The organism is Anaeromyxobacter dehalogenans 2CP-1, assembly GCF_000022145.1.
In the GTDB taxonomy this organism is placed as follows: domain Bacteria; phylum Myxococcota; class Myxococcia; order Myxococcales; family Anaeromyxobacteraceae; genus Anaeromyxobacter; species Anaeromyxobacter dehalogenans.
In genome coordinates, this window is the sequence record NC_011891.1 from 2,726,991 (window position 1) to 2,753,694 (window position 26,704).

Here is a 26,704-nt window from a genome sequence, read left to right on the forward strand (position 1 = left end):
GGGTGGACCGGCTCAGCGCGCGACGCGCTGCTTGTCCTTGGGGACGACGCAGGTGCCGGTCGCGCGGCACACCACCACCGGCTCCGCCAGCACCTCGGCGGCGGAGTCGGAGAGGTCCGGCCGCGGCGAGATCACCTTGCGCACCTCGAAGCGCATGGCGCGAGAGGTGTTCCCCACCTTCACGATCTCGCCCTCCGCCTCGACGTAGTCGCCGGCGTGGACCGGGGCGAGGAACTCCACCGCGTCGTAGGCGCGGAACAGCCCCTCGTCGCCGTCGTGGCGGATGAGCAGCTCGGTGGCGAGATCGCCGAACAGCGCCAGCATGCGCGCGCCGTCCACCAGGTTGCCGCCGTAGTGCGCGTCGGCCTGCGACATGCGCAGCCGGAGCGTCGCCTTCACCGGGGCCATCAGTGCATCTCCTTGCCCATGCGCTTCAGGACCGACCCGACCACGAAGTTCGCCACGTCGGACGGCCTGGTGCCCGGGCCGAAGCCGGCGTCGTAGCCCAGCTCCAGCGCCAGGCGGTGGTCGATGCGGGGGCCGCCCAGGATGGTGGTGATGCGCCCGCGGATCCCGAGCCGCTCCAGCGCGTCGAGCAGCTGGCGCGCGTTCTCCTTGTGCACGTCGCGCTGGGTCACCACCTGCGAGACCAGCACCGCGTCGGCCTGGCGATCCCGGCACAGCTCGGCCAGGCGCTGGTTCTCGACCTGCGCGCCCAGGTTGGTGGCGTCGAAGCACGCGTAGCGCTCGAGGCCGTAGTCGCCGGCGTAGCCCTTCATGTTCATGATGGCGTCGATGCCGACCGCGTGGGCGTCCGAGCCGGTGCAGGCGCCCAGCACCACGATGCGCCGGCCCACCTCGCGCAGCGCGTAGGCGTTCAGCTCGTCGAAGCCCTTCTTGCGGACCACCACCTCGGGCACCTGGATGCGCCCGTAGTCCACCGCCACGGTGCTGCGCCCGTACACCACGAAGAACGTGTAGCGATCGGCCGCCGGCTCCATGGCGGCGACATGCACCTGCTCCAGCCCCATCTTGCGCGCCACCTCGGCGGCGGCCTCGCGGGCCCGCTCGCCGGGCGGGACCGGCAGCACGAACGAGAGCTGCACCACGCCGTCGTCGCGCCGGTCGCCGTACGGGCGGACCACCTGCCCCGGCTCCCACTCGTGCAGCGTCATGCCTGCCCCCCGATGCGCGCGCTGCTCGACAGCGTCCGCCAGGCGTCGATCGCCTCCGCGCCGGCGGGGGTGCGCGCGGTGAAGAAGACCTGGTACTGGCTGCCGCCGTCGCAGGCCGCCCACGCCCACACGTGCCAGCCGGCGGAGTCGCCCTCGAACGAGAACGCGCGGGCGCCGGCGAAGCGCGTGGGGTGCCGGCGGGCCCGCTCCATCGCCTCGCCGCGCTTCAGCACCGCCTCGGCGTCCGCCAGGCAGGCCTGCTCGCCCTCGAACGGCTGCTCCGGCGTGGACACGTCCAGCCGGGCGTTCCCGTCCGGCGCCTCGAGCCGCAGCTTGCGGGCCGAGCCGGAGGCCCGCCACGTCTCCGGCGCCTCGAAGCGCAGCGCACCCACCGTGTACACGAGCCACCCGGGCCGGCCGGAGGGGACGCCCTCCGGCGCGGGCGAGAGCGCCTCGCGGAGGCCGGCGCAGCCGCCCAGCAGGAGCGGTCCGAGCGCCAGGGCGAGCGCGAGCGCCGCGCGCCGCGGGGATCGGGTGCGGATCATCGCGCGCCCTCCAGGATCTCGAGGAACGGGTTGAAGTACGCCGGATCGCGGGGCACCACGCCGGACAGCCCCTTGCCGCCGTCCTCGGCGCGCGCCACGTCGCCGAAGCGCGCCCGGGCGATCGACGCGGGCAGGCCGTCCCGCGCCACCTCCTCGAGCAGCGCCAGCGCCTTGCCGAGCGTCTCCCGCGCCCGCGACTCGACCATGCCGCCCGGCCGGAACGTGATCTCGGCGCCCATCGAGCGCCAGGCCCGGTAGACGTAGTCGGCGCCCTTCAGCGCGACGTACCGATCCATCAGGAAGGGGTTGTGCATGGCCTCGGTCATCATGCCGAGGAGCTGGATGCCCTGCCCGGTGACCCAGCCCACCACGTCGGACATCATGTCGTAGGCGTGGCTGAAGAAGATGTCGCCCTGCTTGTGCTTGGTGGGCGGCATGTACTTGATGGGCGCGTCGGGGAAGAGCGTCCGCACGAGCAGCGCCTGCGCCAGCTCGCGCGCGATGGTGTCCTCGCGCTCCGGGTCGATCTCGAAGCTGTGGCCGAGCCCGATGAGCCGGTCGGGCAGGCCGGCGCGGTGCGCGAAGCTCTCGTTCACGAACTGCGAGGCGATCACGGTGTGCGCGGCCTCGTCCGCGTCGGCGGTGGTGATGTAGTTGTCCTCGCCGGTGTTGATGAGGATCCCGGCCAGCGCGCAGATGCGGCGGGAGAAGTGCTGGTCGCACAGGGTCCGCTTCATGTTGATGTCGCGGAACAGGATCCCGTACATCGCGTCGTTGAGCAGCATGTCGAGCCGCTCCCACGCCGCCGAGAACGCGATCTCCGGCATGCACAGGCCGGAGGAGTAGTTGGTGAGGTGGACGTAGCGGCGGAGCTTGCGCGACTCGTCGTCGAGCGCCTCGCGCATGATCCGGAAGTTCTCCTGGGTGGCGTAGGTCCCGCCGTAGCCCTCGGTGGTCGCGCCGTGGGGGACGTAGTCGAGCAGCGACTGCGCGGTCGAGCGGATCACGGCGATGACGTCGGCGCCCGCCTGCGCCGCGGCGCGGGCCTGCTCCACGTCGTCGTGGATGTTGCCGGTCGCGACGATGAGGTACTTGTGCGGCCGCGGCCCCACCCCCAGCTCCGCCCGGAGCGCGTCGCGCGCCTGCACCCGCGACCGCAGCTCGTCCACGCCGGCCCGCGCCTCGCCCCGCATCTCCGCCAGCAGCGCATGCTCCTCGGCGGGCGGCAGCGGCTCGGGGTCGGAGGGGAGCGCCGCCATCCGCTCGACGATCGCGAGCGGGTCGGTGGCGCCCCGGCGCATCACGTAGCCCATCCAGTAGGCGGCGCCGCGATGCAGCAGCCGCTTCTCGTGGAGCGCGTCCACCGCCATGTTCACCAGCGGTACGCCACGCGGCCCCGCGTCGTGCAGGCCGAACAGGCGCAGGACGGTGCGCTCGATCGAGACGGTGGTGTGCCGCCCCACGAACTCCAGCACCGGGGCGGTGATGCGGTCGGCGAGCGCGCGGCAGCGCTCGACCTGCGCGCGATCGAGGTGGAGATCCGGGACGTGGCGGCCGTCGCTGAGCTGCATGGCGGCTCATGGATTAGGCCGTCGTGCCCTGATGGGCAAGCTTCCAGCCGGGCCCTGCCGGGTGGTCCAGGACGCCCGCCGAGCCGCCCGCCTCCGGCTTCAGGCGATGCGCCCGCCGCCCACCACCTCGTCGCCCGCGTAGAAGACGGCCGCCTGCCCCGGCGCCACGCCGCGCACCGGCCGCGCCAGCCGGACGTCGGCGCCCGCGCCGCCCGACACCGCGCGCACGGTGCCGCGCTCGCCCTCGTGCCGGTGCCGCACCTTCACCCGCAGCTCGACCGGGCCCGCCGGCGGCGCCCCGGACACCCAGCTCGCCTCGCGCACCTCGAAGCGGTCGCGCGAGGCCTCCTCGGCGCTGCCCACCACCACCCGCGCCGTCGCGGCGTCCAGCCGGACCACGTAGCGCGGCACCGCGCCCGCGATCCCGAGCCCGCGCCGCTGCCCCACCGTGAACCGGTGCACGCCGTCGTGGCGGCCGAGCACCTCGCCCGCGGTGGAGACGATCTCGCCCGCCCGGATCCGCGCCGGCGCGCGCAGCGCCACGAAGTCCCCCGCGTCACCGCGCGTCACGAAGCAGATCTCCTGCGAGTCGGGCTTGTCCGCCACCGCCAGGCCGGCGCGCGCCGCCTCCGCCCGCACGACGGGCTTCGCCAGCGCGCCCACCGGGAACAGCACGTCGCGGAGCGCGTCCTGGCCCAGGCCGTAGAGGAAGTAGCTCTGGTCCTTCGCCGGATCCGCGGCGGTGAGCAGCGCGCGCCGCCCGCCCCGCTCCTCGACCCGGGCGTAGTGCCCGGTCGCGAGCTTCGCGCCGAGCGCGCGGGCGCGGGCCAGCAGCCAGTCGAACTTCACCTCGGTGTTGCAGGCGACGCACGGGTTGGGCGTGCGGCCCTCGACGTAGTCGTCGACGAACCGATCGATGACGCGCTCGCGGAAGCGCGCCTCCACGTTCGCCACGTAGAACGGGATGCCGAGGCGCCGCGCCGCCGCGCGCGCGTCCTCGACGTCGTCGGGCGCGCAGCAGGAGCGTCCGCGGGCCACGTCGGAGTAGTCGGCCACGCGCATGGTGACGCCGATCACCTCGTGGCCGTGGCCGGCGAGGAGGGCGGCGGCGGTCGAGCTGTCGACCCCGCCCGACATGGCGACCAGGATGCGCATGGCAGGTCCGGAGGCGGGGGTGTACCGCCGCCCGCGGCGCGGATCAACCGAGCGAGGCGCTGGGCGGCGCCGCCGGATCCGCGGGGGGCTGGTCGGCCGGGCGGACCGGAATCTCCAGCACGAACTTGCAGCCGGTGAAGTGGCGGGCCACGCTCGCCGGCTGGGTGCGCGGCGGGCTCTCCACCCACACCCGCCCGCCGTGGGCCTCCGCGATGCGCCGCGCCACCGGCAGCCCCAGGCCGGAGCCCGGCAGCCGGGCCTCCTCCCCCGCCCGCGCCGCCGCGTGGTGCAGCGGCTCGAACACCTGCTCCAGCTCCGCCGCGCCGATGCCGGGGCCCTGGTCGTAGACGGTGAAGCGCAGCCGCCCCGGCTCGCGCCCGACCTCCACCAGCACCTCGCCGCCGTGGGGCGAGAACTTCACCGCGTTCGACACGATGTTGGAGAGCGCCTGCCGGAGCTTGCGCGCGTCGGCGAGCACCGCCCCGCCGCCCGCGTGCGACACCGCCACGTGCAGCCGCGCGTCGCGGATCGCGGGCCGGTGCTCGGCCACCACGTCGTCGGCGAACTGGTCCGGCACCACCGGTTGCTCGACGATGGGCGCGCGCCCCGCCTGCAGGCTTGCGAAGTCGGACAGGTTGTCCACGATGCGGCTCAGCCGCGCCACCGAGCCGAGCATCGCCTCCACGATGCGGCGCTGCTGCGGCTGCAGCGGGCCCAGCTTGTCGGACTGGAGGATGCGCAGGTACCCGGCGAGCGGGGTGAGCGGCGTGGAGAGCTCGTGCGCCAGGTTGTGCATGAACGCGCTCTTCAGCCGGTCCACCTCGATCAGCCGCTCGGCGGCGCGGCGCTCGCCCGCGACCGCCGACTCGAGCTGCGCCGCCAGCGTCCCCGAGAACGCCCGCAGCCCGGCGCGCTCGCCGTCCTCGCTGAGCCGCTCGCGCTTCCCCCCGAGGAACGCGCGCACCTCCTCGCCCAGGCGCGCGTCCGGCTCGCGCGACGCGAAGCCGTCGGCCCCGGCCGCGAGCGCGAGGTCGTGATCCTCCTGCGTCTCGCCCAGCGCCACGAACGGCACCGCCTGCAGCGACCGCTCGCGCTTCAGCCGCGCCGCGAGCGCGTGCCCCTCGAGATCCGGGAGGCGCAGGTCGGCGACGATCACGTCGGGCGGGAGCGAGAGCGCGCGGGCGATGGCGTCGAGGCCGGAGCCGGTCGCGTCCACCGCGAACCCCTCGGCCTCGAGCAGGGCTCGCGCCCGGTCGCGGCGCGGCCCGTCCTCCTCGATGAGCAGCACCCGCGGCATCGCGAAACCCCGCCTGAATTATAAGGCCCCGGTCCGACCGGCCCACCATCGGCGCAGCTCGGCCGCGAGCGCCTCGCGCGTGTTCTGCGCAGGATCCTCCAGCACCCGGTCGAGCAGGTGGTGGAGCGCCTCGCCGACGTGGGGACCGGGCCCCTCACCCAGCAGCGACATCACCGCACGCCCATCCAGGGCGAGGTCGCCGGTGGCGAGCGGTGGCGCCGCCGCGAGCTCGGCGTCGATGGCCGCGCGCGCCCGCGAGACCTCCGGCGCGACCGCGGCGCGGTGCGCGGGCGAGAGCGTGCGGAGCTCCGCCGACACCAGCTCGAACACCGCCGGCACGCGCTGCGGGCCCGTGCGCGCGAGCCACCGCCGGATGTCCGCCGGCGCGTCCGGCAGCGCGGCCGGGTGGCGCGCCGCCGGGCAGGCGTACGCCCGGAGGAGCGTCCCGACCTCGTCGGACAGGCGGCGGGGGAGCCGCAGGCCGAACACGATCTTCGAGGCCTCCTCGGGGCCAACCCCGTGCAGCAGCGCCGCGAGCCGCAGCGCCGGCTCGGCGGGGGCGTGACGGACCACCGAGGCCGCGTGCCGGTAGGCGGAGAGCGGGAGCGCGGCGATGGCGGGCAGCACCACCCCGAGGAGCCCGGTGCGGCGGAGCAGCAGCAGCGCGGGCCCGGCGTGCGCGGCGAGCACGAGCCGCGACAGCTCCTCGGCGACGCGCTCCACGCTCACCTTGCGGACCACCTCGAGCGCGCCGGGGATGGCGGCGCGGGTGGCAGGGTCGAGGCGGTAGCCGAGCTGCGCCGCGAAGCGGACGGCGCGCATGGCGCGGAGGCCGTCCTCGCCGAAGCGCGCGGCCGGCTCGCCGACCGCGCGGATGCGCCGGCGGCTCATGTCCACGCGGCCGTCGAACGGATCGCGGAAGTCCGCCTGGAGCGGATCGTACGCCATCGCGTTCATGGTGAAGTCGCGCCGGGCCAGGTCCGCCTCGAGCTCGGCCAGGAACGTCACCGAGGCCGGACGGCGGCCGTCCACGTAGTCGCCCTCCCCGCGGAACGTGGTGACCTCGACCTTCTCGTCGCCCACCAGCACGGTGACGGTGCCGTGGTCGATGCCCGTCGGGATGACGCGCCGGAACAGCGCCATGACCTGCCGCGGCGTGGCCGGCGTGGCGACGTCGAAGTCGGTGGCGGCGCGGGGGCGGTGCAGGAGCAGGTCGCGGACCGCCCCGCCGACCAGCCAGGAGCGGTGCCCCGCGGCCGAGAGGCGGCGGAGCACGTCCAGGATCGCCTCGGGGAAGCGCGCCTGCTCGAGGGCGGCGGGCGGCCGCATCAGTGCATCCTGCGCAGCTCCTCGCCGGCGCGATCGAGGAGGCGGAAGTAGAGGCGGATGAGCGCGAGGCGCGTGCCCTCGTCGAGCGTTCCCACCGCGCCGCGGGCCACCGGGAGCGGGTCGCGGCAGATGGTGAGCAGCGCCTCGCCGAGCGCGTCGGCCTCCTCGCGCGTCACCGGCTCGTCCGGCACCGCGTACGCGGCGCGGATCTGGTCGGGCTCGAAGAGCACGTGGTGCCCCCGCAGGCCCTCCTCGATGATGACGGCCAGGCGCCCGGGCGCGAGCGACGCGAGCTTCTCCTCCATCCTCACAAGCCTCCACCGTGTCCGACGAGCGAGCGGGCGCAACGTAACCCGAAACGCGCCGGGCGGGGCGAGGATCCGCGAAGGGAGGAGCGCGCGCCGGCCGGGCGGCCGGGCGCGCGATTCCGGACGATGTCGAGCGGCGGCGCCGGCTCAGAGGCGCGCCGGGAAGATGCCCTGGGTGCAGATGACGTAGGTGAGGCCGTTCGGGGCCGCCTGGCTGAGGTCGGGCAGCGCGAACGTGGTCCTGCCGTCGCCGCCGTACAGCGTCCCGAGCAGCGAGAACAGCGCGGTGTTCGAGCTGATCGACAGCAGCTGCCCGCGCGCCGGCGTCGCGCCCGCGACGGAGCCGGCGACGAGCCACACCTCACCGATGGTGCACTCGCGGCCGCGCCCGTCGACGGCGTAGCCGGGCTCCCCGAAGCGTGAGTCCGGCCCCGGAGGTCCCTCGGGCCCCTGCGGCCCCTGCAAGCCGGCCGGCCCCATCGGTCCCGGCGCGCCGACCGGGCCCGCAGGACCGGTCGCGCCCGCCGGGCCGGTCGCGCCCGCCGGGCCGGTCGCGCCAGCGGGCCCGGGCGCGCCGGCGGGACCGATCGGCCCGGCCTCGCCCGCGGGCCCCGCGGGCCCCGGCGGCCCGGCCGGACCCGCGGGGCCCTCCGGCCCCTGTGGCCCCTGCAGCCCCGCCTGCCCCGCCGTCCCGTCCTCGCCCGAGGATCCCTTGCACGCCGCCAGGGCCACGACGAGCGCACCGAGCAGCCACGTCCTTCTCACGATCACGCGAACCCACCTCCTGTGGAAGCGGAGGCATACGGTGGGTCCGCGGGCTCGCTCCAGCGGGCATGCGGGATGGGTGTCCCCGCCCGCCACGTCGGCGGGGGACATGGCCGGCCCACGTCGAGCCCTCCACGCGCGGCTCGACGTGGCTCACCCGGTCACAGGAGGCCGTACTTCTTCAGGCGATCGATCAGCACGGTCCGGGCGAGGCCGAGCCGGCGGGCCGCGGCCGACTGGTTCCCGCCGGTCGCGGCCAGCATCGCCGCGATCACCCGCCGCTCCAGCCCGTCGAGCTGCGCCCGCAGCGGCAGCTCCTCCAGCGGGGGCGCGCTCCGGGCGACGGGCGCCGTGTCGCGCGCGGCGCCGGAGGCGGTCGGGAACACGACCGCGATCGCCTCGGGCCCGAGCACCGGGCCCGGGCAGAGCGCGATCATGCGCGCGATCGCGTTCTCGAGCTGGCGGACGTTGCCGGGCCAGTCCGCCTGCTGCAGGCGCCCGAGCAGCGCGGGCGAGAGCCGCACGCGCTCGACCCCGAACCGCTGACCGAGCTCGCGCGCGAGGTCGACCGCGAGGCGCGGCAGGTCCTCGCGGCGGTCGCGCAGCGGGGGCACGACGAGCTCCACCACCGCGAGGCGGTAGTAGAGGTCCTCGCGGAAGCGGCCGGCGCGCACCTCCGCCTCCAGGTCGCGGTTGGTGCACGCGACCACGCGCACGTCCACGCGCTCGACCCGGCCGGCGCCCACCGGCTGCAGCTCGCCCTCCTGCAGCGCGCGCAGGAGCTTGGGCTGCAGCGCGCGGGGCAGCTCGCCGATCTCGTCGAGCACCAGCGTGCCGCCGTCGGCCGCCGAGAAGAACCCGCGGCGCGACTCGACCGCGCCGGTGAACGCGCCGCGCACCGCGCCGAACAGCTCCGCGTCCGCCAGCTCGGCCGCGATCGCCGCGCAGTTGCACCGGACGAGCGGTCCCGCCGCGCGGCGGCTCCGCGCGTGGAGGAGCGACGCCACCCGCTCCTTCCCGGTGCCGGTCTCGCCCCGCAGCAGGACCGTCACGTCCCTCGGCGCGATCCGCGCGACGTCCGCCAGCAGCCGGCGCATCCGCGGCGACTCGGCCACGAGCCCGTCCGCCGCGACGCCCCCGGCGTCGCCTCGCTCCGCCTCGCCCAGGTTCGTGCGACGCATCGGCGACCTCCCCCACTCGCCGCGCCCGAGGGCGGCTCGCCCCGTCACCCGCCGTACCTCCCCGCCGCACGCAGGAGCCGCAGCGCCGCGAGATCCGCGGCGAGCCCCTCGTTCACCGCGCCCAGCTCGGCGGTGGCGAGCGCCACGTTCGCGTCGGTCGCCTCGAGGGACGTCGCCTGACCGGCGCGGAACGCGACCTCCACCAGGCGCTGGTTCTCGCGGGCGAGCGCCACCTGCTCCTCGGCCTTCGCCCGGTTCGCACGGGCCGAGGCGAGATCCAGGCGCGCGCGGCGCACCTCGTCGCGGGCCTGCAGCGCCAGCGAGGCGCGGGCGGCCTCCGCCTCGACGAGCCGCGCGCCCGCCTCGCGCCGGCTGGCCTCGCGGGCGCCGCCGTCGAACAGCTCCCACTGGAGCGACAGCCCCGCCGCCCAGCTCTCCTCCTTGCCGGTGAAGCCGGCGACGCTCGACCAGCGCGCCTGGCCGAAGGCGCCGAGCGTGGGCAGGTAGCGCGCGGTCTCCGCCCGCCGCGAGGCCGTCGCCGCCTCGACGGCGGCGCCGGCGGCCCGCAGCTCCGGCCGCAGGCGCACCGCCTCGTCCTCGAGCGGCGAGAGGTCGGCGGGCAGGTCCGGCGCAGGGGGCTGCGCCAGCGCGAAGTCCGTGGCCTCCCCGCGGCCGAGCAGCGCCGCGAGCGTGCTCTTCGCGCCGGCGAGCCCGTTGCGCGCGCGGACGAGGTCCTCCTCGGCCCGGGCCCGGTCGATCTGCGCGCGCAGCAGCACGATGCGAGCGGCCGTGCCGGCCTGCACCTGCACCTGCGCGTCGCGCTCGTGCAGGCTCGCCACCGAGAGCTGCCGCTCCTGGACCTGCACCGCCTGCTCCGCCGCGGCGGCGCCGTAGAACGCCTGCGCCACGCCGAACCGCAGCTCGCGCCGCGCCGCCTCCGCCTGCTGGGCCGAGGCGCGCGCGCTCGCGCCGGCCGCGTCGATCGCGAACCAGAGCTGCGGCGCGAGGATGGCCTGGGTGAGCTCGAGCTGCGCGCCGAGCTGATCCCGCGCCTGGATGGTCGCGCCCACCACCTGCGACGGGACGACCGCGTAGGACGTCGGGGCGCCGGGCAGGCCCGCCCCCGAGGTCGGCGTCCCCACGTCGCGGATCGTATAGCCGACCGGCAGCTCCAGCTTCGCCTCCTCGGAGTTGCGGGTGTACGTGGCGCCGGCCTTCACCTGCGGCAGGTAGCCGGCGCGGACGCGGTCGGACGCGGCGCGCGCCTGGTCGAGCCGCGCGCGGGCTGCGACGAGGTCGGGGCTGGCGCGTTCGGCCTCCGCGAGCGCCGCGGCGAGCGTGAGCGGCGCCTCGGCGCGGACGGCGAGCGGGATCGCGGCCAGGGCCGCGAGGAGGGTGGTGCGGATCATGTTGGCGCTCCTGTGAGCTGGGGGATCACGTCCCGGTGGGCCGCTCGACCTCGGGCGGCGACTCGAGCAGCTCGACGCGCCGCCGCCGCTTCAGGCGGTCCAGGAGCTGGTAGAACACCGGCACCACCACCAGGGTGAGGATGGTGGAGGTGACGAGGCCGCCGATGATCGCGATGGCCATGGGCACCCGCATCTCCGCGCCGTCGCCCCGGGCCAGCGCCACCGGCACCATGCCGGCGATCATGGCGACCGTCGTCATGAGGATCGGCCGCAGGCGGATGGGCCCGGCCTCGAGGAGCGCGTCGCGCGCGGAGCGGCCGCGCTCCCGCAGCTGGTTCGCGAACTCGACCAGCAGGATGCCGTTCTTCGTCACCAGGCCCATCAGCATGATCATCCCGATGAGCGCGAAGATGGACATGAACTGCCCGGTCGCGAGCAGCGCCCCGAGCGCGCCGATCACCGCGAACGGCAGCGAGAGCATGATGGTGAACGGGTCGAGCAGGCTCCCGAACTGGGCCGCGAGGATCATGTAGACGAGCACGACGCCCAGCAGCAGCGCCTGCACGAACGCGCCGGCGGTCTTGCCCAGCTCCTTCCCCTGCCCCTCGAAGTCGGTGATGACGGTGGGCGGCAGCTCCTTCGCGGCGAACGCCGAGAGGTCCTGCATCGCCGCGCCGAGGCTCGCGCCCTGCGGCAGGTCCGCGAGCAGCGTGACCTGCCGCAGCTGCTCCTGACGGTCGATCTGCGACAGGGTCGGTTCCTCCACCAGGCTCGCCACGTTCCGGAGCTCCACCAGCTGGCCCGCCGCGGACCGCACCGTGAGCTCGCCGAGGCGATCGGCGCCGCGCGCGTCGGGCGGGAGCCTCAGCCGGATGTCGTAGCTGTCGGTGCCCTGGCGGAACTTGGCGAAGTCGTCGCCGCCGAGGTAGGCGCGGACGGAGGTGCCGAGCGTCGCCACGGGGATGCCGAGCGACGCGGCCCGCTCGCGGTCGACCCGCACGGTCACCTGCGGCTTGCCGGGGCGGTAGGTGGAGTCCACGTCGGAGAATAGCGGGCTCGCGCCCATGTGCGCGCGGACCTTCTCGGCCGCCGCGACGACCTCCGCCCAGTCCTGGCCGCGGACGTTGAACTGCACCGGCTGCGGCCGCGAGCCGCTGCCCGCCAGCATCGCGATGTCCTGCACCGCCACCTGCGCGTCGGCCGGGCGGCGGAGCCCGCTGCGCAGCCAGGCCTTCACGTCCTCCTGGGAGTACGAGCGCTCCGCGATCGGCACCACGGTGACGGTCAGCTCGCCCTTGTGCACCTCCTCCTGGACCCCGCCACCGGCGGTGGTGAACACGTGCGTGACGCCCGGCACGGCGGCGAGCTGCGCGCGCAGCGCCTCCAGCTCGCGCGCGGTGCGCTCGAGCGGCGTGCCCGCGGGGAGCTCCAGCGTCACCTTCAGCTCGCTCATGTCCTGCGCCGGGATGAACGTGAACTGCAGGAAGCGGCCCAGGCCCACCGTCGCGACCAGCAGCGCCACGGCGATCGCGAGCGTGGCCGGGACGTGGTCGAGCGCCCACCCCAGCACGCGCCGGTAGAAGCGCTCGACGGCCGCGAGGGCCCGCTCGATGGCGCGGGAGATCCGTCCCGGCTCGCCGTGCGCGCGGAGCACGTACGCCGACGCCATGGGGGTGAGCGTCATCGAGACGAGGTAGGAGATGGCGACCGCCACCGCGACCGTCATGCCGAAGGCCGAGAAGAAGCGGCCGACGATGCCCTCCATGAACGCCACCGGGACGAAGACGGCCAGGATGGCGAGCGTCACCGCCAGCACCGCCAGCGCGATCTCCTTCGTCCCCGCGTGCGCTGCCCGGACTGGCGGCTCGCCGTGCTCGGCGTGCCGGCTGATGTTCTCGATGACCACGATGGCGTCGTCGATGAGCAGGCCGATCGACAGCGTCAGCGCCAGCATGGTGATGACGTTGAACGTGTAGCCGAGCGCGTGCATCGCGGCGAACGTGCCGATGACCGAGGTCGGCAGCGCGAGCGCGGAGACGATGGTGGTGCGCCAGCTCCGCAGGAACAGGAGCACGATGGCCACCGCCAGCAGGCCGCCCAGGACGAGGTCCTCCTTGACGCCGTCGATGGAGGCGCGGATGAACTTGGAGTTGTCTCGGACGACCCGGAGCTGGGCGCCCTCCGGGAGCAGCTGCTGCATCCCGGCGAGCGCGCCCGTGACGCGCTCGGCCACCTGCACCGTGTTCGCGCCGGACTGCTTCTTCACCACCAGCGCCACCGCCGGCCGCCCGTCGTCGGCCGCCGCCGACCGCGCCTCGGCCGGCCCGTCCACCACGTCGGCGACGTCGCGGAGCCGCACCGGCGCGCCGCCCGGGTTCGCGACCACCAGGTCGCGGAGCTCGTCCACCGAGCGCGCCTCGCCGCTCACCTTCACCACCACCTCGGCGCGCGGATCCTCGGCGCGGCCAGCCGGCACGTCCACGCTTCCGCCGCGGACCGCCTGCGCCACCTCCGAGGCCGCCACGCCGAACGTGCGGAGCCGGGCCGGATCCACCAGGATCCGGATCTCGCGCTCGCGCCCACCCACCACCTCGACCGAGCCGACCCCGCCCTGCCGCTGGAGAGCCGGCTTCAGCACGTCGTCCGCGAGCCGCGTCAGCTCCTCCGGCGGCACCGGGCCGGACAGTGCCAGGGTCAGGATGGGCGCGGCGCCGACGTCGAGCTTCTCCACGATGGGCTGGTCGGCGTCGTCCGGGAGCTTCGACAGCGTCGCCTGGACCCGGTCGCGAACGTCCTGCGCGGCGACGTCCACCTTGGTCTCGAGCGAGAACTGCAGGATGACCTGCGAGACCGACTCGACGTTCACCGAGCGCATGCTCTCCAGGCCGGCGAGGCCGTTCAGCGCCTCCTCCAGCGGATCGCTCACGTCGCGCTCGATGGACTCCGGGTCCGCGCCCGGGAGGACGGTGGTGACGGTGACGACCGGGATGTCGACGTCCGGGAACTGGTCGACGCCGATCTTCGGGTACGCGTTCAGGCCGAAGACGACCACCGCGAGCACGAGCATCGCGGTGAACACCGGCCGGGTGATGAAGGTCTTGATCACGTCCATGGCTCGCTCCCGCTACTGCGCGACCGCGACGCGCGCGCCGTCGATCAGCCCCGCCACGCCCTCGACCACCACCGCGTCGCCCGCGGACAGGCCGGCGCGCACGCGCGTCCACTGCGGCGTCACCGGCTCTGCCTGCACCTCGCGGCGCCGCGCCACGCCCTCGTCCGCCACCCACACGAACCGGCGCGCCCCCTCCCGCACCACGGCCTGCGCCGGCACGAACGGCCCCTGCGCCGCCGACGAGCCGCCCAGGTCCACCTCGGCGAGGCCGCCCGAGCGGAGCGCGCCGACGCTCGCGCCCGCGGCCGCGCGCACGTCGGCCAGCACCTCGACCGACCGCGTCTGCGGGTCCACCGTGGCGCCCACGCTCGTCACCTTCGCCTCGAACGGCGCGCCGCCCGGGATGCTCCGGCCGCGAAGCGCCGCGCCCGGCTTCAGGGGGTCCACCAGGCCCTCGGGGACCGAGAGGCGCACCTCCAGCGCGTCCGACGCCACCACCGTCGCGACCGGCGTCGGTGGCATGGTCACGAGGTAGTCGCCGACGTTCTTCGGGCGGGCCGTGACGACGCCGTCGAACGGCGCCCGGACCACCAGGTCGCGGAGGTTCTGCTCCAGCAGCCGCACCTGGGCGTCGGCCTGCTCGAGCGAGGCCTCCGCCTGCTGCGCGCCCGCGCGGGCCTTGTCGAGGACCGCCGGCGCCGCGGCGTCCGCCCGCGCGAGCTGCTCGGTGCGGGCGAGATCGGAGCGGGCGTTGTCGCGGACCGCGAGCGCCATCTTGCGCGCGGCGCGGGCCTGGTCGAGCTGGATGGCGATCGTCGCCGGATCGAGCTCGACGATGGGGTCGCCCTTGCGGACGCGATCGCCCACCTGCGCGCGGACGCGGAGGATGGTCCCGGAGACCTTGGCCGAGACGGTCGCCTGCAGCTTCGCGCGCAGCTCGCCGGTGGCGCGCGCCGTCTCGCCCTCCAGGCGCTCGCGGGGGCGCTCGGCCCGCACCGCCAGGGCGGGCTGCTCGCCCTTCGCGCTGGGCAGCGCCGCGGCGTCGCCGCGCGAGCAGCCGAGGTGCGTGGCGGCGGCGAGGGTGGAGATCAGGAGGAAGCGTCGGGACGGGATCATCGGGGGCCTCGGGGCGCCGGGCCGAGCGGGTCCGGCTGGCTAACGCAACTGAAAGTTTCGTTAATCTGCTCGTCTCGTGCTGTAAACGCAACCGATAAGTTGCGTTAATTTATAATAATATGATTTTTAAGCGATTTTTATGGCATCGGCATGCAGTCCCTGGTCGCCTTTGTTGCCGACCTAACGCAACTCTGTTACGGATGGGACGCCATGGACCGCGCCCGCCCTCCCTCCAGCGAGCCGCGCCGCCGGACCGGCGGCCGGAGTGCACGGGTCGTGAACGACGTGCTCGACGCGGTGCTCGACCTGCTCGCGCGCGCCGGCTACGCCCGGATGACCTTCGACGCGGTCGCCGAGCGCGCCGGCGTCTCGAAGACCACCGTCTACCGCCGCTGGCCCACGAAGGCCGACCTGGTCCGCGCCGCGCTCCTGCGGCTCGTGGACGTGTTCCCGAAGGCGCGCGACACCGGCACGTTGCGGGGCGACCTGATCGAGGTCGCGCGCGTGCGGCTCCTCGAGGACACGCGGGGGCGCGAGCGCGCCATCGGCCTCCTGCGCGCGAACATGGGCGTGCTGGACGACCCGGAGCTCCGGGCCCTGGGACGCCTCGTCACCGAGCGCGCCAACCAGCCCATCGTCGCAGCGGTGGAGCGGAGCATCGTCCGGGGCGAGCTCCCGAGGGGAACCGACCCCGAGCTGGTCATCGAGCCGATCTACGCCACGCTCCAGTTCCACGTGTTCGTGCGCAGCGAGCAGCCGAGCCTCGCGTACATCGAGCAGCTCGTGGACCTGGTGCTCGCCGGCGCCCGCGCCGGCGCCGCGGTCCGCCGCGCCGAGCGCTGACCCCGTCAGCCGGCGCCGCGAGGCGTCGCGACCCCGCCGTCGGGCCCGGGCGCGCTCCGCGGCAGCTGGACGCGCACGGTGGTCCCGTCGGCCTCGGTCGAGGCGATCTCGATGGTGCCCCCGTGCGCGCGCACGATCTCGCGGCAGATGAACAGCCCGAGGCCGATGCCGCCCTGCCGCATCCGCTCGTCGGTCCACTGCGAGAGGCCGTCGAACACGCGCGGAAGGCGCTCGACCGGGATGGGAGTGCCGCCGTTGTGGACCTCCAGGACCACCTCGTCGCCGTCGGCGTACACGCGCGCCACCACGGGCTCGCCGCGCGTCCCGTACTTGGCCGCGTTCGACAGCAGGTTCCCGGCGAGCTGGGCCAACCGATCCTCGTCCCACTCGCCCTGCACGTCGGGGCCCGCGCTGCACTCGAGGACCACGCCCGGGTAGGCGACCCGGGCCTCCTCGGCGGCGGCCTCGACGATCCGGGACAGGTCGGCCCCGGGCCGAGGCCTCACGCCGAGGCTGCCACCGCCCCTCATGCACGTGTAGTCGAGGAGGTCGCGAGCCAGCGCCTCGATGCGGCGCGCCGCCCGGTCGATGCGCCGGACCGCGTCCGCCTCTCGCGCGCCGAGCCCGCCCGCGAACAGCAGCCGGGCGCTGGTCGTGATCACCGCCAGCGGGTTTCGCAGGTCGTGGCCCACGATGCCCACGAGGAGACGCTGCAGCTCCCCCGCGCGCCTCTCCTCGGTCACCTCGGCGACCACGAAGGCGAGGCCGACCACGCGCCCGTGCGCCACGACCGGGAACCAGTCCTCCCGCCACCACCGGGTCTTGCCCGGCGCGGCCGGCGTCTCGCCGCAGAACTCGTAGCCGAGCACCGGCTTCCCGGTGTCCAGCACGCGGCGCCAGATCGCCTCCAGGTCGTCGATCGGGAGCGCCGGAAACAGCTCGCGCGGTGTCCTGCCGAGGTGTGCCTCGGCAGGGATCCCGTTGAGCGCAGCGAGCTTCGGGTTCACGCGCACGAACCGGAAGCCCGGGTCGAGCATCCCGATGCCGACGGGGGCCTCCTCGAACACCGCGCGAAGGAGGAAGTGCGACTCGAGCACGACCTCGGCCGCGCCTCGACCGTCGCCGAGCGCTGGAGAGGGCACCGATTCCGGAGCGTACAAGGCGAGCCTCCCGTGTTCGCGCCATCCTGCGACGAGCCCTCGCGCGAGCCCAGCCTCGTCGGCGGGGACGGCCACGCGGACGAGCCCCGGTCCGAGCCGCCGTCACCCGGTGCCGACCGGCGCCTTCACGCCAGGAGCGCCTCCAGGAAGGTCAGATCCGCGGGCTTGGCGACGTGCGCGTCGAACCCGGCGTCCGTCGCCCGCTTCACGTCCTCGGGCTGCGCGTACCCGGAGACCGCCACGAGCTGCACGCGCTCGCCTGCCATGGCCCGGATCGCCGCCGCGACGTCGTAGCCGCTCATGCCCGGCAGGCCCAGGTCGCACAGCACCACGTCGGGCCGGCCGGTGCGCACCTTGTCGAGCGCGCCCGGCCCGTCGAACGCGATCTCGGCGGTGTGGCCGAGCATGGTGACGATCTCGGCGAGCGTCTCGGCGGCGTCCACGTTGTCGTCCACCACCAGCACCCTGCGGCCGCTCCGCGCCGTCCCCGCGCTTCGCCCGTCCACGGGCGCCGACGGCTGGCCCTGGCCGAGCGGGAGCCGCACGAGGAACTCGGCGCCCCTGCCCTTGCCCTCGCTCGTCACCGAGGCAGCGCCGCCGTGCAGCTCGGCGATCCCCCGCACGAGCGCCAGCCCGAGGCCGAGCCCTCCCTCGCTCCGCGCCAGCGTCCGCTCCCCCTGGACGAACGGCTGGAAGATCGACGCCAGGATGGCCGGGTCGATCCCGGCCCCGGTGTCCCTCACGCGGATCGCGGCCTCGCCCTCCTCGACCGTGAGCGACACGATCACCTCGTCCCCGCGCCGGGTGAACTTCGCCGCGTTCGTGAGCAGGTTCCCGACCACCTGCGTGATCCGCGTCGCGTCGACGTGCGCCCGGACCGGCGCCTCGGGGACCGACGCGCGGAACGAGACGCCGCGATCGTCCAGCGGGAGCCGGAAGTCCTCCGCGGCGCGAAGGACCACCTCGCGCAGATCCACTGTCGAGCGCCGCAGCTCGATCTTGCCGCGCGAGATGCGCGTCACGTCGAGCAGGTCGTCCACCAGGTGCGTCAGGTGCCCCGTCTGCCGCTCGATGACCTGCTGCGCGCGGCTCGCCGCGTCGCTCCCGGGCGCCGCGTGCCGCAGGATGAAGCTCGAGTTGCGGATGGGCGCGAGCGGGTTGCGCAGCTCGTGGCTGAGCATCCCCAGGAACTCGTCCTTCCGCCGGTCGGCCTCGACGAGCTTCGCGTTCGCGTCGCGCAGCTCCGCCTCGGCGCGCTTGCGCCGCTCGATGTCCATGCCCGCGCCGATGAAGCGCACCACGCGGCCGCCCTCCACCACGGGCGCGAGGCGCGACAGGAACCAGCGGTACGTCCCGTCCGCGGCGCGGTACCGGAGCTCCACGTCCTGGGGCTCGAGACGCTTCAGCGCCTGGTACCGGCACTCGCGCGCCGCCTGCACGTCGTCCGGATGCAGGACGCGCTCCCACCCGGTGCGGGCCGTCGCGGCCACGTCCAGGCCCGAGAAGGTGGTCCACGCACGGTTGACCAGCTCGACCGCGCCGTCGGGCGCGAGGACGCACACGATCTGCGGCATCGCCTCCGCGAGCAGCCGGAAGCGCTCCTCGGTGGTGCGCAGCGCCGCCTGCTGCCGCCGCTGCTCGGTGACGTCGCGCCAGGCCACGATGCCGCCCACGACGTCGCCGGCGGCGTCCCGGACCGGCTCGGCGTTGCAGGTGACGGACATGCGCGTGCCGTCGGGCCGCCTCACGACCAGCTCCGCGTCTCGCACCGACTCGCCGCGCCGGGTCGCGCGCCAGAGCGGGAGATCCTCGACCGCGGCCGGCGTCTTCCCGTCCGGGAGGTAGTGCTCGACGCGGGCGAGCCACTGCTCCATCGAGAGGCCGACGCTCCGGTTCCAGCTCCCGAGCAGCCGCTCCTCCGCGTACCGGCTGTTCGCGATCGTGACCACGTCCGGTCCGGTGGCGATGGTGATGCCCTCCGGCACGCAGGCCAGGAGCCGGTCCACGACCTCCGTGCAGGAGGCGCAGCCCGGGGGCTGCTCGCCCGGCCCCGACCTCACCTCGCGCGCGGTGATGAGCAGCCCCGTCCCGCCCTCCATCGCGACCGGCGCGATGCTCCCCTCCCACCACGTCTCGCGCCCGTTCACGGTCTGTGCGTGACGCGGGACCTCGACGCGGTGGCCGGCACGGGCGCGGGCGTGCATCGCGAGCGCCATGTCCCGGGTGCCGGGGAACAGGCTCACGATGTGCTCGCCCAGGACCTGCTCGTGCGTGAACCCGGTCGAGCGGAGCCAGGGCGCGTTGACCCGGACGATCGTGCCGTCCGGCGCCACCAGGCAGAGCCCGACCGCTGCCTCGTCGAACAGGAGATCGGTCAGCGATGCGGAACCGACCGTGCGCTGCGTGCTCATCGAGTACCCCCGGTACCGGCGCGAGCTGAACTCTAGCGAACCGGGGGACGGGACGGGTGTATTCCGGGGTGCGTCCCCGCGTGCTTCCGGCGCCGGCGCGCCGCCAGGGCGACGATCGGCCCCCCGGTCTCACCGCTTGGAGTGGGGACGCCTCCCCGCGAGAGGGGATCCCGCGCGCTGGCGCAGGCTCACCCCGTCATCACCTCGCAGCCGTCGCGCGTCACGACCACCGTGTGCTCGAACTGCGCCGAGAGGCTTCCGTCCGCGGTGACCACGGTCCACCCGTCGGCCAGCAGCCTCACCTCCGGCCGGCCCAGGTTCACCATCGGCTCGATGGTGATGGCCATCCCCGCCGTCAGCCTCACGCCCTGCCCCCTCGGACCGACGTGCATCACGGTCGGCGGGCCGTGCATCGCCTTCCCGATGCCGTGCCCGCCGTAGTCGCGCACCACGCTGCAGCCTTCCGCGCGCGCGACCTCCTCGATGGCTGCCCCGACGTCCCCGAGCCGGACGCCGTGCCGCACCACCGCGATGCCGGCATCCCGGCAGCGGCGGGCGACGTCCACCACGTGCCGCGCGTCGGCGGAGACGTCTCCGATGCAGAACGTGGCCGAGGTGTCGCCGTGGAAGCCATCCAGGCGCGTGGTGACGTCCACGTTGACGATGTCGCCGGGACGCAGCCGCTCCGCGGCGCGCGGGATGCCGTGGCACACGACCTCGTTCCGGCTCGTGCAGACCGCCGCGGGGAAGCCGTGGAAGCCGAGCTGGCTCGGCGTGCCGCCGCGGCGCGCCGTGTCCTCGCGCACCCAGCGATCGATGTCCGCGGTGCTGATCCCCGCGGCGAGCCGCTCGCCGACGTGCGCGAGCGTCGCCGCCGCGGCCTTCCCCGCCTGCCTCATCCGTTCGACCGCCGGCCCACCCAGGAGCGGAATGCCCATGCCTGCAGCCTGCCAGCGCGGCGCAGCGGCGATCCAATACCGTCTCGGTATCCGGGAGGCCGCTCGCGGGCCTCCGAGGCCAGGCCGCCGCTGGGACCTGACACACGGAGCGTCGTTCAGGTAGGTTCGGCCCGTGAGCCTCACGTACATCCAGTCCTTCGTCGCGGTCGCGGAGGAGGGCCACGTCGGCCGCGCCGCCCGGAAGCTTCACCTCACGCAGCCGCCCCTGTCGCGACACATCCTCGCGCTCGAGGACGAGCTCGGGACGCGCCTGTTCGAGCGGACGCCGCGCGGCATGCGGCTCCTCCCCGCCGGCGAGGTGTTCCTCTCCCACGCACGGCGGATCCTGGCGGAGGTGGACGTCGCGATCGAGCGGACGAAGGGCGCGGGCGGCAGCGACGACTGACGGTGGAGCGCAGCTCGCGAGACCGTGGAGGAGGCGCGGGGGGCCGCGCACTGCCGCCCCAAGGAATCGAGGGGCGAGTCGCGAAGTAAAGATGTGGCCCCGGCGGGACTCGAACCCACGGCCTACGGTTTAGGAAACCGCCGCTCTATCCACCTGAGCTACGGGGCCGGCCTTGCGAAGGCCTGGGCTTACCACAACCCCGGCGGCAGCGGGAGCACGACGCCGGGCCGCCGGGGGAGCCCCGGGGGCAGGACGGCGGCTCGTCGCTGGGTCGCTACCCCTCCCCGCCGACCACCACGGTCCACGGCCGGACGCGCCAGGACGTGACCAGGCCGTTCCGCACGTACGGATCCGCGCGCGCGAACGCCTCGACCTCCTCCGCGCTCGCAGCCTTGAACACGAGGAGCGCGCCGTCGGGCGGGTCGAAGGCCCCGGCCAGGATCAGCCGTCCCTCCTGGCGCGCCTGCTGGGCGAGCGCGAGGTGCTCGGACCGGAACGCCGCCCGGCGCTGGACGTAGTCGGGGACCGTCTCGTAGAGGAGCGCGAAGTACATGGTGGCCTCCGTATACCCGGCCGCAGTTCCCCCGGCACGCCTCGGGACGCCGGCGTGCACCGGCAGCGCACCGGCAGGGCGTGGATGTCGGATGGCGCCTTCCTTTCGTGCGCGGAGAGGGGTCGCTAGACTGCCGCCCTCCCACGCACCTTGAGTGGAGTCCTCCCGTGAAGAACCTCCTCGCCCTGCTCACCGTGGTCGCGCTCGGCACCGGCTGCGCCGTGCACCTCCCGGTGCAGCGCCGCTCCGTCCAGGCGGTGCAGCCCGCGGCTTCCGCCAGGAAGTGCCCGCCGGGCCACCAGTGGAGCGACGGCACCTGCCACGACACGGGCAAGGGCCGCGAGCGCGCCAGGCAGCGGTGAGGCGCCCGGCCGGCGACGGTGGCGGCCGCGCGCGGACGATGACCGCTGGCGCAGGGCCGCCGCGGTCCGCGCGCACCGCCGCCGCGGTCGGCGCGCGCACCGCACGCTCCGTGCGGCGGGTGGGCCCGGCCCCCGGGTGGCGCGGGCGGGATCAGCGCGCCGCGGCGGAATACCGCCTCCCCTCCTCGCCCCTTCTGCGCGAAACCTTCGCCCCCCGATCGCAGCACGCGCGGCTCCCGTCGCGCGCCGCCGGAGCCGCCCGCCATGGTTCGCAACTGGAAGATCTCCACGCGGCTCACCGCCGCCTTCGCCGGGCTCATCGCCACGGCGGTCGCGGTGGGCGCCATGGGCGTGTCGCGCATGGAGGTCCAGTCGCGGGCGCTGGAGCGGCTGGTGAGCCAGCGCTACGAGCTGGTGGAGCGGGCGGGCGTCTGCGTGCAGACCACCGAGTCGAGCACGCGCGCGAGCTGGCAGCAGTTCCTGTTCGCCGGGATCTACACGCCGGCGCAGATGGACGGGCTGCGCGCGATCCTCGCGAAGAACAAGCGCGAGTGCTCGGCCGCGATCGCCTGGCTCGAGGGCGCGCTCACCACGCCGGAGGAGCGCGACCTGTACCGCCGCGTGGGTGAGCTGCGCGGGCCCTACCAGGCGACGCGCGACGAGGTCGCGAAGGCGTTCGCGGACGGGCGGCGCGAGGAGGCTGCGGCGCTCTTCCAGCGCGAGCTGATGCCGCGGCTCGAGGCCTACCGCCAGGGCTGGATGGACCTGGTGGCGCTGGAGAAGCGCTACATGATCGAGACGGTGGAGCAGGAAGCGGAGCGGACCCGCGTCGCCCGCCTCGGCATCGCCGGCATCACGGCGTTCGCGCTGCTCCTCGCCGCCGGGGTGGCATTCGTGATCGCGCGCAGCATCGTGCAGCCGCTGGCGGGCGTGGCGGGCGTCGCGTCGCGGATCGCCGACGGCGACCTCACCGCGCGGATCGCGCCGCACGGGCGCGACGAGATCGCGACGCTGGAGGACGCGATGCGCGGCATGACCGAGCGGCTGGCGGGGGTGCTGGGCGAGGTCCGCGGCGGCGCCGACGCGCTCGCGTCCGCCGCAGGCCAGGTGTCCGCCACCTCGCAGGCGCTCTCGCAGGGCACCGGCGAGCAGTCCGCCTCGGTGGAGGAGACCACGGCCAGCCTGGAGGAGATGAGCGCGTCCATCGACACCAACTCGCGCAACGGCCGGGAGGCGGAGCGCATCGCGGCCGCCGGCGCGGTGGACGCCGAGGCCTGCGGCCGCGCCGCCGCGGAGGCGGCCGAGGCGATGCGCGCCATCGTCGAGCGGATCGGGATCGTGGAGGAGATCGCCTACCAGACCAACCTGCTCGCCCTGAACGCCGCCATCGAGGCGGCGCGCGCCGGCGAGCAGGGGCGCGGCTTCGCGGTGGTGGCGGCCGAGGTCCGGAAGCTCGCCGTGCGCAGCCAGACGGCCTCGGCCGAGATCGGTGGCCTCGCCTCGCGCTCGATGGAGAGCGCCGCCCGCAGCGGCGAGCTGCTCAACGCGCTCGTCCCCACCATCCAGCGCACCGCCGCGCTGGTGCAGGCCGTCGCCGCGGCCGGCCAGGAACAGGCGGCGGGCGTCGCCCAGATCAACGGCGCGATGCGGCGCGTGGACGACGTCGCGCAGCGGAACGCTTCGGCCTCCGAGGAGCTCGCCTCGACCGCCGAGGAGCTGAGCACGCAGGCCGAGGCGCTGCAGGCGCTCGTCGCGGTGTTCCGGCTCGACGGCACGGGCGCGCGGCCGGCGGCGCGCGCCGAGCCGCCGCGGCAGCAGCCGGCGCGGCCGCTGCTCGCGGCGACGAGCCGCTAGCCGGAGGCGCCTGCGTCCGCCCGGAGCGGCCCCTCGCCTGCGGGCGCGCGCCGCGGCGCCGCGGCGGCGTCCCGCAGGTGCCCCTCCAGCACCGCCATCCCTCCCAGCCGCGCGAGGCCCGGCACGGCCAGCGTGACCCAGTCGGCGAGGCAGAGGCCGTCGACCGCGGCGCGGCGCAGCGTGCCCGCCGACTCGTAGGCGCCCCCGGGAAGCAGGAACCGGTTCAGCCGCCCCGCGAACGAGAACGGGCGCACGCGCAGGTCCGGCACCCAGCGCCGGATCCGCCTCAGCTCCGCCTCGCGCAGGGGCCGCTCGTCGGGCGTGCCGTCCGGCGGCACCGGCAGCAGGAGCCGCAACCGCCGCAGGCCTGGGACGCGATCGACCGGCTCGGAGAACAGGAAGCGCGCATCCCGCCGGGCCGCCCGGACGAGGCGCTCCAGCACGCCGTCCAGGTCGTGCAGCACGTGGTGCAGGACGCCGTCACCCCAGATCACGTCGAACGCCCCGTCGGGCAGGCCGGCGCGCTCCAGGGGCGCGCACACGAACTCGGGCGGCTCTGCCAGGCCGGCCTGCGCGGCCCGCCGCCGCGCCAGCTCGATGGACCGGGCGGAGAGGTCCACGGCCGTGACGCGCGCCCCGTGCGACGCGAGCAGGATGGCGTTGTCCCCGAGCCCGCACCCCACGTCGAGGATGCGCAGCCCGCGCACCTCGCCGAGCCGCCGGAACCGGTACTCCTTGTTGAACCAGAAGCGGGCGGGCCGGCGGTACCGCGCCACCACGGCCGGGTCGAGCCGCCACGCGGCGCGCTCGAGCGTCGCCGCCTGCGCGTCGAAGAACGCTGCCTCGGAGCGGTGGATCTCCTCGGGGTGACGGACCTGATCCGGCATGGCTCCTCCGACGCGCGAGGATCCAAGACTTGGACTCACAGTGTCGCCCGGCAACGCCGGCTCGGGGTTGCCGCGCGCGGGACCGGAGCGCCCGCCCAGGTCTTCCCCTCCAGCGCAGCGTCCACCGGGAACGTCATGGCGCTGCGCGCGCCACCGGCGAGGCAGGGCCCCGCGGCTCACAGCTTGTAGCCGAACCGCCGCAGCAGCGCCTTCCGCTCGGCCACGTCGGCCTCGGCCTCGACCCCGAGCGGCGACCCGCCGTCCACCACGCCCACGATGCCGCGCCCGGTCGCGGTCTGCGCCACCAGCACCTCCACGTCGTTCGCGGTGGCGCAGAACACGCCGCACACCTCCGGCACCGCCTTCAGCGCGTTCAGGACGCTCACCGGGAAGCCTTCCCGCAGCAGCACCACGAACGCGTGCCCGGCGCCGATCGCCTGCGCGTTGCGGACCGCGAGGTCCACCAGGTCCGGCGCGTTCCCGGACCGCCGCACCAGCCGCGGCCCGGACGCCTCGCAGAACGCGATCCCGAAGCGCAGCGCGGGCGCGCTCTGCGCCAGCGCCTCGTGCAGGTCCTCGATCGTCTTGATGAAGTGGGCCTGGCCCACCACCACGTTCACGTCCTCCGGCTTCTCGATGCGGACCGCGGCGAGCTCCATGGCGTCCTCCTTCCGGCGCGCCCCCAGCATGCGCACGCGCCGGCGCAGGCCGCGGCCACGGGCCGCGCGCACTTGGGTTGCGCCCGCCTGCGCACGCGGACGGGGGAGCGAGCGCGCGCCCGGCCGCCCGCCGCGCCGCCGCGGTCGGCTCCCCGAAGGGCCCGGCCTGGCGCGGCGACCCCCGGGTACGATCCGGATGACCACGCAGGAGGTGATCATGGAGACTCCGCTGCAGCTGGCGTGGATTCACGTGGAGCCCTCGGAGCCGCTGGCCGAGCGCGTGCGCGAGGCGGTGCGGCGGCTCGAGCGATTCCACGGGCGCATCACCGGGTGCACGGTCGCGCTGGAGGCGCCCAGCCGTCATCACCGCAACACCGGCGCCCAGTACCGGGTCCGCATCGAGGTGAGGTTCCCGGGGGGCCGCGCGGTGGTGGGCCGCGCGCCGCCCAGGAGCCGCGACCGCGCCGACCTGTACACGGCCGTGAACGCCGCGTTCCGCGACGTGCGGCGCCAGCTCGAGGACCGGCAGCGCCGCATGGACGGCCGCGTGAAGGCGCACGAGTCGCCGCCGCGCGGGGTGGTCGCGCGGATCTTCCACGGCGAAGGCTTCGGCTTCCTGCGGACGCCGGACGACCGCGAGATCTACTTCGACGCCCGGAGCGTGCTGCGCGGAGGCTTCGGCCGCCTGGAGATCGGCAGCCCGGTGCGCTTCGTGGAGGAGCCCGGCGAGGAGGGGCCGCAGGCGAGCACGGTCGCGCTCCTGCGCCGGCGCGCGCCCGGGCCCGCGGCGCCGACGCAGCCCTGAGCGGCGGGCACGGCCGTCGCCGCCCGTGAACAGCACCGGGCCGGCCCGCGCGTGGCGAGCCGGCCCGGCGACGGCGGTCGTGCAGCGAGGAGCTACTTCGACGCCGTCTTCGGCTGATCCTTCACGACCTCGAGGTCGAGCGTGATGGTGACCTGGTCGCCCACGGCGGGGCCGGCCTCGACCATCTTGTTCCACACCAGCCCGAAGTCCTTGCGGTCCACCTTGGTGGTGGCGGCGTAGCCGCGGCGCGTCTCGCCGCCCATGCCCTTCACCTCCGGCGAGGCGGTCACGTCGAGCGTCACCGGGCGGGTCACGCCGTGCATGGTGAGGTCGCCGGTGACCTTCAGGCCGTCCTTGCCGGCCTTCGAGACCTTGGTGGACTTGAACGTGATGGTCGGGTACTTCGCGACGTCGAAGAAGTCGGGCGACTTGAGGTGCGTGTCGCGATCCGGGACCTGCGTGTCGATGCTGTTCACGTCGATGGTGGCCTCGACCGTGGACTTCGCCAGGTTCGCCTCGTCCAGCACCAGCTTGCCGGAGAGCGTGGTGAACGTGCCGCGCACGGTGGAGATGACGAGGTGCTTCACGGCGAAGCCGGCGTTCGAGTGGGACGCGTCGAGCGTCCAGGTGCTGGGCGCCGCGAAGGCGAGCGCCGGGGCCAGGGCGAGGGCGAGGGCCGCGGGGAGGAGCTTCTTCATGGGAGGCGATTCCTTTCGGTCGTTGGTGGGCGGGGGCGTCGCCGCCCGTCCGGACGCCCCGTGATCTGGCATCGTTCCTCGCATCGCGCAGCAAGCCGTTTCGCACCTCTCTGTTGCGCCGCTGGAACGATGCCCCGGCGCCGCCCCGGCTCGCGCGCCGCTTGA

General features: G+C 75.1%; 25 protein-coding genes and 1 tRNA gene. 5 read left to right on the top strand and 21 right to left on the bottom strand.

Annotated features, from left to right (window positions below):
- Positions 1 to 12: 12 nt before the first annotated feature.
- The 13 genes from kal to A2CP1_RS12495 form a co-directional block, all read right to left on the bottom strand.
- A complete protein-coding gene (gene kal / locus A2CP1_RS12435) occupies positions 13 to 408 on the bottom strand; it encodes a 3-aminobutyryl-CoA ammonia lyase (RefSeq protein WP_012633604.1) in 396 nt (131 codons plus the stop codon).
- Positions 408 to 1,175 carry a lysine 5,6-aminomutase subunit beta gene (gene kamE, locus A2CP1_RS12440; RefSeq protein WP_012633605.1) on the bottom strand — a complete coding sequence of 256 codons (768 nt, stop codon included), beginning with the start codon at positions 1,173 to 1,175 and terminating at the stop codon, positions 408 to 410. The genes kal and kamE overlap by 1 nt, the downstream gene beginning before the upstream one ends.
- The gene (locus A2CP1_RS12445) at positions 1,172 to 1,720 is read right to left on the bottom strand and encodes a hypothetical protein (protein ID WP_012633606.1); all 549 of its coding nucleotides are present in this window, start codon (positions 1,718 to 1,720) and stop codon (positions 1,172 to 1,174) included. Before A2CP1_RS12445 ends, kamE begins: the two co-directional genes overlap by 4 nt.
- Positions 1,717 to 3,291, bottom strand: coding sequence for a lysine 5,6-aminomutase subunit alpha (gene kamD, locus A2CP1_RS12450; protein WP_012633607.1), 1,575 nt, complete (start codon positions 3,289 to 3,291; stop codon positions 1,717 to 1,719). The genes A2CP1_RS12445 and kamD overlap by 4 nt, the downstream gene beginning before the upstream one ends.
- A gap of 99 nt (positions 3,292 to 3,390) precedes the next feature.
- Positions 3,391 to 4,446, bottom strand: coding sequence for a tRNA 2-thiouridine(34) synthase MnmA (gene mnmA / locus A2CP1_RS12455; RefSeq protein ID WP_012633608.1), 1,056 nt, complete (start codon positions 4,444 to 4,446; stop codon positions 3,391 to 3,393).
- Positions 4,447 to 4,489: 43 nt separating this feature from the next.
- A complete protein-coding gene (locus A2CP1_RS12460) occupies positions 4,490 to 5,743 on the bottom strand; it encodes a hybrid sensor histidine kinase/response regulator (protein ID WP_012633609.1) in 1,254 nt (417 codons plus the stop codon).
- An 18-nt stretch (positions 5,744 to 5,761) separates the two neighbouring features.
- Positions 5,762 to 7,072 (bottom strand): CCA tRNA nucleotidyltransferase, encoded by a 1,311-nt coding sequence (locus A2CP1_RS12465; protein WP_012633610.1) that lies wholly within the window; start codon positions 7,070 to 7,072, stop codon positions 5,762 to 5,764.
- The gene (locus tag A2CP1_RS12470) at positions 7,072 to 7,377 is read right to left on the bottom strand and encodes a hypothetical protein (RefSeq protein WP_012526402.1); all 306 of its coding nucleotides are present in this window, start codon (positions 7,375 to 7,377) and stop codon (positions 7,072 to 7,074) included. The genes A2CP1_RS12465 and A2CP1_RS12470 overlap by 1 nt, the downstream gene beginning before the upstream one ends.
- Before the next feature lie 150 nt (positions 7,378 to 7,527).
- The gene (locus tag A2CP1_RS23770) at positions 7,528 to 7,740 is read right to left on the bottom strand and encodes a phage tail protein (protein ID WP_232288197.1); all 213 of its coding nucleotides are present in this window, start codon (positions 7,738 to 7,740) and stop codon (positions 7,528 to 7,530) included.
- A 566-nt stretch (positions 7,741 to 8,306) separates the two neighbouring features.
- Entirely contained in the window at positions 8,307 to 9,326 is a 1,020-nt protein-coding gene (locus A2CP1_RS12480; RefSeq protein ID WP_012633612.1) for a sigma 54-interacting transcriptional regulator, read from the bottom strand.
- Positions 9,327 to 9,370: 44 nt separating this feature from the next.
- The gene (locus A2CP1_RS12485; RefSeq protein WP_012633613.1) at positions 9,371 to 10,735 is read right to left on the bottom strand and encodes a TolC family protein; all 1,365 of its coding nucleotides are present in this window, start codon (positions 10,733 to 10,735) and stop codon (positions 9,371 to 9,373) included.
- Positions 10,736 to 10,760: 25 nt separating this feature from the next.
- A complete protein-coding gene (locus A2CP1_RS12490) occupies positions 10,761 to 13,847 on the bottom strand; it encodes an efflux RND transporter permease subunit (RefSeq protein WP_012633614.1) in 3,087 nt (1,028 codons plus the stop codon).
- 12 nt (positions 13,848 to 13,859) lie between these two features.
- Positions 13,860 to 14,963: an efflux RND transporter periplasmic adaptor subunit gene (locus A2CP1_RS12495; RefSeq protein ID WP_012633615.1), complete on the bottom strand. Its 1,104-nt coding sequence runs from the start codon at positions 14,961 to 14,963 to the stop codon at positions 13,860 to 13,862.
- A gap of 276 nt (positions 14,964 to 15,239) precedes the next feature.
- Here A2CP1_RS12495 and A2CP1_RS12500 point away from each other — a divergent pair, with 276 nt between their 5' ends.
- The gene (locus A2CP1_RS12500) at positions 15,240 to 15,806 is read left to right on the top strand and encodes a TetR/AcrR family transcriptional regulator (RefSeq protein WP_041450507.1); all 567 of its coding nucleotides are present in this window, start codon (positions 15,240 to 15,242) and stop codon (positions 15,804 to 15,806) included.
- 5 nt (positions 15,807 to 15,811) lie between these two features.
- On the opposite strand, the gene A2CP1_RS12505 is transcribed toward A2CP1_RS12500, so the two are convergent.
- The 3 genes from A2CP1_RS12505 to map form a co-directional block, all read right to left on the bottom strand.
- Positions 15,812 to 16,948, bottom strand: a complete 1,137-nt coding sequence (locus A2CP1_RS12505; RefSeq protein WP_245529771.1) for a sensor histidine kinase — start codon at positions 16,946 to 16,948, stop codon at positions 15,812 to 15,814.
- 143 nt (positions 16,949 to 17,091) lie between these two features.
- A complete protein-coding gene (locus tag A2CP1_RS12510; RefSeq protein WP_012633618.1) occupies positions 17,092 to 19,377 on the bottom strand; it encodes a PAS domain S-box protein in 2,286 nt (761 codons plus the stop codon).
- Positions 19,378 to 19,565: 188 nt separating this feature from the next.
- On the bottom strand, positions 19,566 to 20,315 hold the full coding sequence (gene map / locus A2CP1_RS12515; RefSeq protein WP_012633619.1) for a type I methionyl aminopeptidase: 750 nt from the start codon (positions 20,313 to 20,315) through the stop codon (positions 19,566 to 19,568).
- 133 nt (positions 20,316 to 20,448) lie between these two features.
- On the opposite strand from map, the gene A2CP1_RS12520 reads away from it, so the two are divergent.
- Positions 20,449 to 20,721: a LysR family transcriptional regulator gene (locus tag A2CP1_RS12520; RefSeq protein WP_012633620.1), complete on the top strand. Its 273-nt coding sequence runs from the start codon at positions 20,449 to 20,451 to the stop codon at positions 20,719 to 20,721.
- A gap of 94 nt (positions 20,722 to 20,815) precedes the next feature.
- On the opposite strand, the gene A2CP1_RS12525 is transcribed toward A2CP1_RS12520, so the two are convergent.
- Positions 20,816 to 20,889 (bottom strand) — tRNA-Arg (locus tag A2CP1_RS12525).
- A gap of 106 nt (positions 20,890 to 20,995) precedes the next feature.
- Complete coding sequence (locus A2CP1_RS12530; protein ID WP_012633621.1) at positions 20,996 to 21,274, bottom strand: YciI-like protein; 279 nt, start codon at positions 21,272 to 21,274, stop codon at positions 20,996 to 20,998.
- A gap of 167 nt (positions 21,275 to 21,441) precedes the next feature.
- On the opposite strand from A2CP1_RS12530, the gene A2CP1_RS12535 reads away from it, so the two are divergent.
- Both A2CP1_RS12535 and A2CP1_RS12540 read left to right on the top strand, forming a co-directional pair.
- Positions 21,442 to 21,636, top strand: a complete 195-nt coding sequence (locus A2CP1_RS12535) for a hypothetical protein (RefSeq protein WP_012633622.1) — start codon at positions 21,442 to 21,444, stop codon at positions 21,634 to 21,636.
- A 264-nt stretch (positions 21,637 to 21,900) separates the two neighbouring features.
- Positions 21,901 to 23,490 (top strand): methyl-accepting chemotaxis protein, encoded by a 1,590-nt coding sequence (locus A2CP1_RS12540; RefSeq protein ID WP_012633623.1) that lies wholly within the window; start codon positions 21,901 to 21,903, stop codon positions 23,488 to 23,490.
- Here A2CP1_RS12540 and A2CP1_RS12545 read toward each other — a convergent pair.
- Both A2CP1_RS12545 and A2CP1_RS12550 read right to left on the bottom strand, forming a co-directional pair.
- A complete protein-coding gene (locus A2CP1_RS12545; protein WP_012633624.1) occupies positions 23,487 to 24,377 on the bottom strand; it encodes a class I SAM-dependent methyltransferase in 891 nt (296 codons plus the stop codon). The two genes, A2CP1_RS12540 and A2CP1_RS12545, sit on opposite strands and share 4 nt — an antisense overlap.
- A 176-nt stretch (positions 24,378 to 24,553) precedes the next feature.
- Positions 24,554 to 25,036, bottom strand: coding sequence for an adenosine-specific kinase (locus A2CP1_RS12550; RefSeq protein ID WP_012633625.1), 483 nt, complete (start codon positions 25,034 to 25,036; stop codon positions 24,554 to 24,556).
- Positions 25,037 to 25,253: 217 nt separating this feature from the next.
- On the opposite strand from A2CP1_RS12550, the gene A2CP1_RS12555 reads away from it, so the two are divergent.
- Positions 25,254 to 25,841 carry an HPF/RaiA family ribosome-associated protein gene (locus A2CP1_RS12555; protein ID WP_012633626.1) on the top strand — a complete coding sequence of 196 codons (588 nt, stop codon included), beginning with the start codon at positions 25,254 to 25,256 and terminating at the stop codon, positions 25,839 to 25,841.
- A gap of 92 nt (positions 25,842 to 25,933) precedes the next feature.
- Here the strand turns inward: A2CP1_RS12555 and A2CP1_RS12560 are convergent, their stop codons facing one another.
- Positions 25,934 to 26,539, bottom strand: coding sequence for a YceI family protein (locus A2CP1_RS12560; RefSeq protein WP_012633627.1), 606 nt, complete (start codon positions 26,537 to 26,539; stop codon positions 25,934 to 25,936).
- Positions 26,540 to 26,704: the final 165 nt, after the last annotated feature.